Source organism: Kineococcus aridisoli (assembly GCF_050871885.1).
Taxonomy (GTDB): domain Bacteria; phylum Actinomycetota; class Actinomycetes; order Actinomycetales; family Kineococcaceae; genus Kineococcus.
Window position 1 is genome coordinate 26,808 of record NZ_JBJLSF010000048.1, and the last position, 6,552, is coordinate 33,359.

Here is a 6,552-nt window from a genome sequence, read left to right on the forward strand (position 1 = left end):
GGGTGCGCCTCGGTCGACGGCCATGATGTAGAGGATGCGGTGGTCGGCGGGCATCTGCTCGCGCAGCTGGGCGATCGCCTCCGCGCTGGTAGGTGCGTCGATGACCACGTACTGCGACTCCTGGCCATCGACGGAGCGGTGGGCGAGGCGCTAGTTCACGGTGTTCGACTCCTGTGCTGTGAGCGGTGCGGGCTTCCTAGTGTGCGCCACACCGCGCGCCTACCTGCGCGCGGGCGGCTGAGGGGATGGGTGGTCAGCGACGTCCCTTCTCGGCTTTCCCGAGCAACTGGCTCGCGGCCGCGGTGATGGCCTCGCTGCTCGCGCCGGGGTTGTCGCCGCAGGCGGTGCTCGACCTCCTCGGCGCACAGCTGACGGCCGAGCTCGCTGCGAGCGGGCTCGATGGCTTCAGCTGCCAACTGCTTGGCGCGCTCAGCGATGACCAGGTCGGCGACGGGGTGGTTGCGGCTCATGCTTCGGTCTCCTCGGTCGGTGCGGTGTGGGTGGTCGATGAGGGCAAGTGCTTAGGGGTGGTGAGGTTGATGTGGCGCTCCGGCTCGCGGCGCATCCGTAAGCCGCGCGGGCGTGCCCTGCCTGTGACTTCAAGCCCTGGCAATGCCTTGGCGTACATCCTTGCAAGGGCTGGCACGGCGGCGGTGGTGGTGATCGCCACGCCGAGCTCGTCGGCGTAGGAGGTCAACATGGGCAGCAGCAGCTTGCGCAGCGCGCGGCCCTGCCGCGTGCCGGGTCGAGCGCAGGCGTGGTCGCCGATGGACCAGCTGTGCCGGTGTCCCGATACGGCGAGCACTGCATCGCGGGCGGGGGAGAGGTAGTAGCGCGTCCATGGACGCATGACCACGGCGAACTGGGCTGCAAGCAGGGCCGGGGCGTACACCCACCAGAACCCCCACAGGAGAAGCGAGAAAGCACGGCTGGAACAGCTGCCACGTCGGATGCCGTGGCGGAAACCCGTCTGCGCCCACCACCACAGCCGTACGCAACCGCTCATGCTCATGCCGGGGCACCCGGGAACTGCCGGGGGTCGACGCGCCGAGGTGAACGGCCTCAGTACCTGCAGCAGCAGCCCCGCGAGCAGCGCGGCGGCAACGGTGAGCAAGTTCAGTGCGAGCAACAGGACGAGCAGGAACCAGCCTGAGCCGATCATCACGGCGCACCTTCGTCGGAGCGCACGGGGGAGGCGATCGGTTCCAGAGTTCCACTGCCGCGGCGTGCGGCGATCTCCTCGTCCAGCCGCCGCAAGTGCACCTGGCACACCAGGGCACGCCACGGACGTCCGGTTGCGTCAGTGCCGGCCCAGGACCAGATCGCCGGCGTTATCGCTGGGCAGCACTTATCGCACCTCAGTTCCATGCCTACATGCGGGTGTGAAGTCCACCTCGCGCCGTGGCTGTCGGTTCCGAAGCTGTCGAAGACTGGCATGGATGGGATCGTTGCGCGCGGGTCTGACACTGGAGAGGACCGAGCTTCGCTGCCTCGTGCGGCAGCAGTAGTCACTCCACTGGCAGTTCGTTCAGCTCCTCTAGGCGGCCATTCAGCGATCGCTTCCAGAAGTACCCGTCGGAGTCCTCGAACGTCGCCCACACCTCAGGGAGTTCCCCCACGGCATGCGGAAGAAGGCCTTCACGTCGGAAGAGTCCCCACTCGTCCGCTTCGGGGTCGCTTATCACGCGGTTTGGGTTGAGTTCGGGTTTGACGGTTTCTGACCACTCTTTCCTTCGGGTCGGACCGATGTTCACGGAATCGGTAACTCTTGTCGTCTTCGCTACTTGGTAGCCAGGGGGGATGACGTAGTGGGTGCGCACCTGCCTGATGGGGTGGCCGCTGCTGTTGTGGACAGCCAGCTTCAGGCTGTGGATCTCGTAGGCATCCTCCAGTGGGTTGCCGTCGTCGTCCTTGGCGGCGTAGACGCTCTGGCCAGCCCAGCGCGGTGAGATGACGTGCACCTGACGCGCCTGCTGCTCTCGTCGCCGCTTGTTCTCCTTCGCCAGTTCCTTGCCTTGTCTGGCGAAAGTGCTGCCTGCGTAGATCAAGCTGCCCACGCCAGCCCATGCGGGCACGTTGCCCCAGTCCAGCCAGTCAGGTCCAAAGACCATGTCGCACCTTCCACTGCTCGGCCAACGAAGTCGCCCACCATCGGACGCAATGTGCCCTACGGCTGGGCTGACTGCGGATGTGTCGACTCATGCGCCCGCCAGCGTCGGGCTGCGCGGCTTGACCGAGGGAAGCGTGCCGCGCCGCTCTCCGGTCCAGCCGATCATGGCTCCACGCTACGGGGCGACCCGGGCACTCCTGCGTCATCTGGCGAAAGCTGCGGAGTCGTGTCGGGTAGGGGAGTGGTGAGCGGGCGTGGGCGCTCTGAAGTGATCACGCGGTAGTGGTGACGACCTCTTCGCTCTCACCGACGGAGACCTCGAGTCGCTGAGGTAGCGGGCCGGCATGGCTTCGTCGATGGGGACGGCGGCGTTGGCGTCGAAGCGGTGGCTGCGCTCGTCGAGGCGCCGGCGCAGCACCTCGGGTGCGACCTGGAGGTAGAGCGGCCGCCAGCGGCCTCGACGAGCTGCTTGTACCGGTCGCGGCCATTGCGCCGCCAGAAGCTGAAGTCCACCACGACGGCGCGGACCTCCGTGATCAGGGTGACCGGCCGTTGCCGCAGCAGGTCCTCGATCAAGTCGCTGAGCTCGGCGTAGGTGTCGGAGTGGTAGTCGATGCCGTAGCGGCCGAAGCGAGCCCAGACCTCCTCGTCGATCGAGAGCCGCTCGTAACCGGCCGCAGCCAGCGTCAAGGCGTGCGCCGTCTTGCCGGAGCTGGCAACACCGCGCAGCAGCATGACCTCCGGTTGGTGCGCGGAGGTACTGCCTGCACCGGCCACCTGGTGATCGTGGCAGACCGAGGCCCTCCTAGGGGGATCTGCCACGGGCGACGAGAGGGGCGACGAAAGGGGCGGCGAGAGGGTTCAAGACTGCTCTCCACAGCCGTAATAAGCATAACCGTGAATATGCTGAACTGCTGGGGCCGTGCACGGGGTGCGAGGGGATCCCTCCCCGTCCGCGTGGTCACCGCCGGCGCAAGCAGTTGCCCGGCTGGCTCCGTCGGGGCGAGCCCGGTCCGTGCGGGGCCGTGCGTCACCACTGCGCCCGGTCCAGTCCGGGCGCGAGCTGGCGCCGGCTGGGGTGCGTCAGGCGGCGCCCCGGCCCCTCCGGGCCGGGATCCCCGGGGTCCCCGGTGCCCCTGGTACCCCGCCGCCTCGCCCGACCACTCCCCCACCGAACGGCGCCTTGAAAAACGGTCCCAGCGGTTCCGCATAGTAGGCAATATGATGCAAACCCGTTGCGAGAGTAGTACAATTTGGACGTGGACACCTTGGGGCCGGGCAGCTCCCTCACCGCGGCGCTGGACGCGTACCTGATCGCGCGCGCCCCCCGCAAGGACTCCCCCAACACCACCGCCGCGTTGCGCCGCGACGTCGCCGGTCTTGCCCGCCGCCTGGCCGACGTCCTCGAGACCGAGCCCGAGCAGCTGCGCATCGAGCACCTGACCCTCAAGGCGCTGCGCCAGGCCTTCGCCGAGTTCGCCCACGACCACGCCCGCGCCTCCATCGGCCGGGCCTGGTCCACCTGGAACGGGCTGTGTACCTTCCTGGTCACCGAGGGCGTCATCGAGGGCAACCCCATGTCCGGTGTCGCCCGCCCCCGCCCGGAGCGCACCCAGCCCAAGGCGCTGCGCGGTGAGGACACCCCCGAGCAGCTGCTGCAGGCCATCGCCGCCGGCGTCACCGCCGGGCGTAACCCCTGGCCCGAGCGGGACCTGGCCATCCTCACTGTCCTGCTCGTGGCGGGCCTGCGCTCCGCGGAGCTGCTGGAGCTGCGGGTGCGCGACCTGGCCGGCGCCGAGGACGAGCCGCGCCTGCACGTGCGCGGCAAGGGCAACGCCGAACGAAGTGTGCCCATCGAGCCGGTGATGGCCGAGCTGCTGCATGCCTACCTCGACTCCCGCCGCGACCGCTTCGCCACCGCCGCCCGCCTGCCCGGCGACGCGGCCCTGTTCGTCTCCACCTACGGCACTCCCCTGACCCGCAACCAGCTGCAGTACCTGGTGCGCTGCGTCTACCGCCGCGCCGGCATCCACGACCGCGTCCCCCAGGGCGCCCTGGTGCACGCTCTGCGCCACACCTTCGCCACCCGTGTCGTCGCCTCCGGCGGCTCCGCCGTGGAGGTGATGCGCCTGCTGGGGCACCAGTCGCTGACCACCAGCCAGCGCTACATCGACGCTGCCGCCACCGAGTTGCGCACCGCGGCCGCCGGCAACCCGCTGTACCGCACCATCGCCCAGCTGCCCGGCGTTGCGCGCTGAAGTCGGGCCGGCGACTCCTCGCGCCCGCGGGTTGATCGACGAGCCGGAGCGCCTGACACCATGGTCATGGACTTCAGGGTCATGCCGATGGTCGCGCTGTTTCCGTGGAGCGTCGCGGCGGTCGAGGTAGAAAGGGGTGGCCTGAGCGGTGCCCGCTCAGGTCAGCAGGGCTGCTGCGCTCAAGCCAGCAGTTAGCGGACGGCGCGTCATCACGCCCATGGTGAAGCCTCCACACACGTTCGGCCGGGTTTGGAGCCTAGCGCCGGTCCAGTCTCGATGACCTGCTGGACACCCAGGTGGCCTTCAGTCCGGGCGCCCGCGCTGCCGGGGCACAGCGGACCTGCGGTCAGCGGCGCTCGTTGCGGTTCAAGTTGAAGTGTGCGATCGTACGAATGTGCGTGCGATCGCACATAACCGCTGCGTGTCTTGCGCATGCCGCGACACCGCCACGAACCAGCTCGTGCCTGTGCACGCTCCTCGCCCCGTACCGGAAGAGCCCATGACTACAAGCTTGCGCGACCGCCGTTTCGCCCTGTTCGCGCTCTTCTTCATTCCCGGCTTCAGCCTGTCCTCCTGGGTCACCCGGACACCCGCAGTCCGCGACGCCCTGGAGGCCTCCACGGCGCAGATGGGCCTGGTGCTGCTGGGCTTGTCGGCTGGGTCCATGCTCGGCATCTTGTCTTCAGGTCCTCTGGTCACCCGCTTCGGCACCCGACCCATCATTGTCGCGGGATCGGTGTCGATCATTGCGAGCATGCTGGTCACAGGCGTGGGATCCCTTTGGGGTGTAGCGCCACTAGTGGCGCTGGGTCTGGCCCTGTTCGGCTTGGGCATGGGCGGAGGCGAGGTCGCGTTGAACGTCGAGGGCGCCGACGTCGAGCAGGGCATGGGACGAGCGGTCCTGCCAGCCATGCACGGCTTCTTCAGCTTTGGAACCGTGATCGGAGCCAGCCTCGGCATCCTGCTGACCGCAGTCGACTTCCCTGTCGTCATCCACCTCGTCCTCGTCTCCACCATGACCTTGGTCATATTCGTCCTGGTGGTTGGCCGACTCGGAGCAGGACTGCCGCCGTCGGGGCCGACCGTGAGCACCCAGGAGCACACTGCGCGTCCCGTCTGGAGGGACCCCGGCCTGGTGATGATCGGTGCCATCGTTCTGGCCATGGCCTTCGCCGAGGGAACGGCCAACGACTGGCTACCCCTGGTCATGGTGGATGGTCACGGACTGGCCCCGACCTGGGGATCGATCACCTACGCGATCTTCGCAGCGTCGATGACCGTGGGCCGCTTCGCCGGATCCTGGATCCTTGATCGAGTCTCCAGGGTCAACGTCGTCCGAGCCAGCTCCGTCGCTGGGGCCCTCGGGCTGGCCGGCGTCATCTTCGTGGACAATGCGGCCGTTGCTGTGACCGCGGTCGCCCTCTGGGGCCTGGGCGCCTCGCTAGGCTTTCCGCTGGCGCTGTCGGCCGCCGGGGATTCCGGCGAAAACCCCGCCGCTCGCGTGGCGCTGGTCGCCACCGTGGGTTACGTCGCCTTTCTCATCGGTCCTCCCCTGCTGGGCTTTATCGGGGAAGCCGTCGGCCTGCGCCAAGCCCTCATCGTCGTCCTGGTCGCCGTCCTGCTGGCCTCCGTGCTGGCACCCGCGGTGCGGAGTCGCAAGACCGCTGGTGCTTCGCCGAACAGCCAGAGCCTGTCCGCCTGAGGAGGCGACAGCTCACGGCCAGGGCTGGCCGGACACCTCCCCGGTCACGCCAGAGCACGAGCCACCAGTGCGACTTGAGCAGTGCAAGACCGCGACGTTCAAGCCGCCGCTCAGGCTGCGACCTACCGGGCGCAAGCCACCGGAGCTGAACCACCACACCCGAGATCACGAAGGGAAACCTCCACCCGTGACGCGCCAGGCTCTCGTCGTCCGCGGCGGCTGGGATGGGCACTCCCCCAACGAAGCCACCGACCTGTTCATCCCGCACCTGGAGGCGAACGGCTTCACCGTGCGCGTCGAGGACGTCGTGGACACCCCGAAGGTGTACGCCGACGCCGAGGTCATGGCCTTGGTCGACCTCGTCGTGCAGTGCAACACGATGAACACCATCGAGAAGGAGGAGTTCGAGGGCCTGCGCGCGGCCGTCGAGGCCGGCACCGGCCTGGCCGGCTGGCACGGCGGCATCGCCGACTCCTACCGCA

6 protein-coding genes are annotated in these 6,552 nt (G+C 68.5%); 3 read left to right on the forward strand and 3 right to left on the reverse strand.

Annotated elements, in window-relative coordinates; all coding sequences use genetic code 11:
• Positions 1-466: 466 nt before the first annotated feature.
• The 3 genes from ACRYM2_RS14045 to ACRYM2_RS14055 form a co-directional block, all read right to left on the reverse strand.
• On the reverse strand, positions 467-1,165 hold the full coding sequence (locus ACRYM2_RS14045) for a hypothetical protein (protein ID WP_432523012.1): 699 nt from the start codon (positions 1,163-1,165) through the stop codon (positions 467-469).
• 343 nt (positions 1,166-1,508) lie between these two features.
• Positions 1,509-2,111, reverse strand: coding sequence for a hypothetical protein (locus tag ACRYM2_RS14050; protein ID WP_432523013.1), 603 nt, complete (start codon positions 2,109-2,111; stop codon positions 1,509-1,511).
• A 302-nt stretch (positions 2,112-2,413) separates the two neighbouring features.
• A complete protein-coding gene (locus ACRYM2_RS14055; RefSeq protein ID WP_432523014.1) occupies positions 2,414-2,887 on the reverse strand; it encodes an AAA family ATPase in 474 nt (157 codons plus the stop codon).
• A gap of 482 nt (positions 2,888-3,369) precedes the next feature.
• Here ACRYM2_RS14055 and ACRYM2_RS14060 point away from each other — a divergent pair, with 482 nt between their 5' ends.
• The 3 genes from ACRYM2_RS14060 to ACRYM2_RS14070 all read left to right on the forward strand — a co-directional run.
• The gene (locus tag ACRYM2_RS14060) at positions 3,370-4,368 is read left to right on the forward strand and encodes a tyrosine-type recombinase/integrase (RefSeq protein ID WP_432523015.1); all 999 of its coding nucleotides are present in this window, start codon (positions 3,370-3,372) and stop codon (positions 4,366-4,368) included.
• A gap of 499 nt (positions 4,369-4,867) precedes the next feature.
• Entirely contained in the window at positions 4,868-6,070 is a 1,203-nt protein-coding gene (locus tag ACRYM2_RS14065) for an MFS transporter (RefSeq protein WP_432523017.1), read from the forward strand.
• 187 nt (positions 6,071-6,257) lie between these two features.
• The coding region (locus tag ACRYM2_RS14070) for a ThuA domain-containing protein (RefSeq protein ID WP_432523018.1) at positions 6,258-6,552 on the forward strand (295 nt) is incomplete at its 3' end.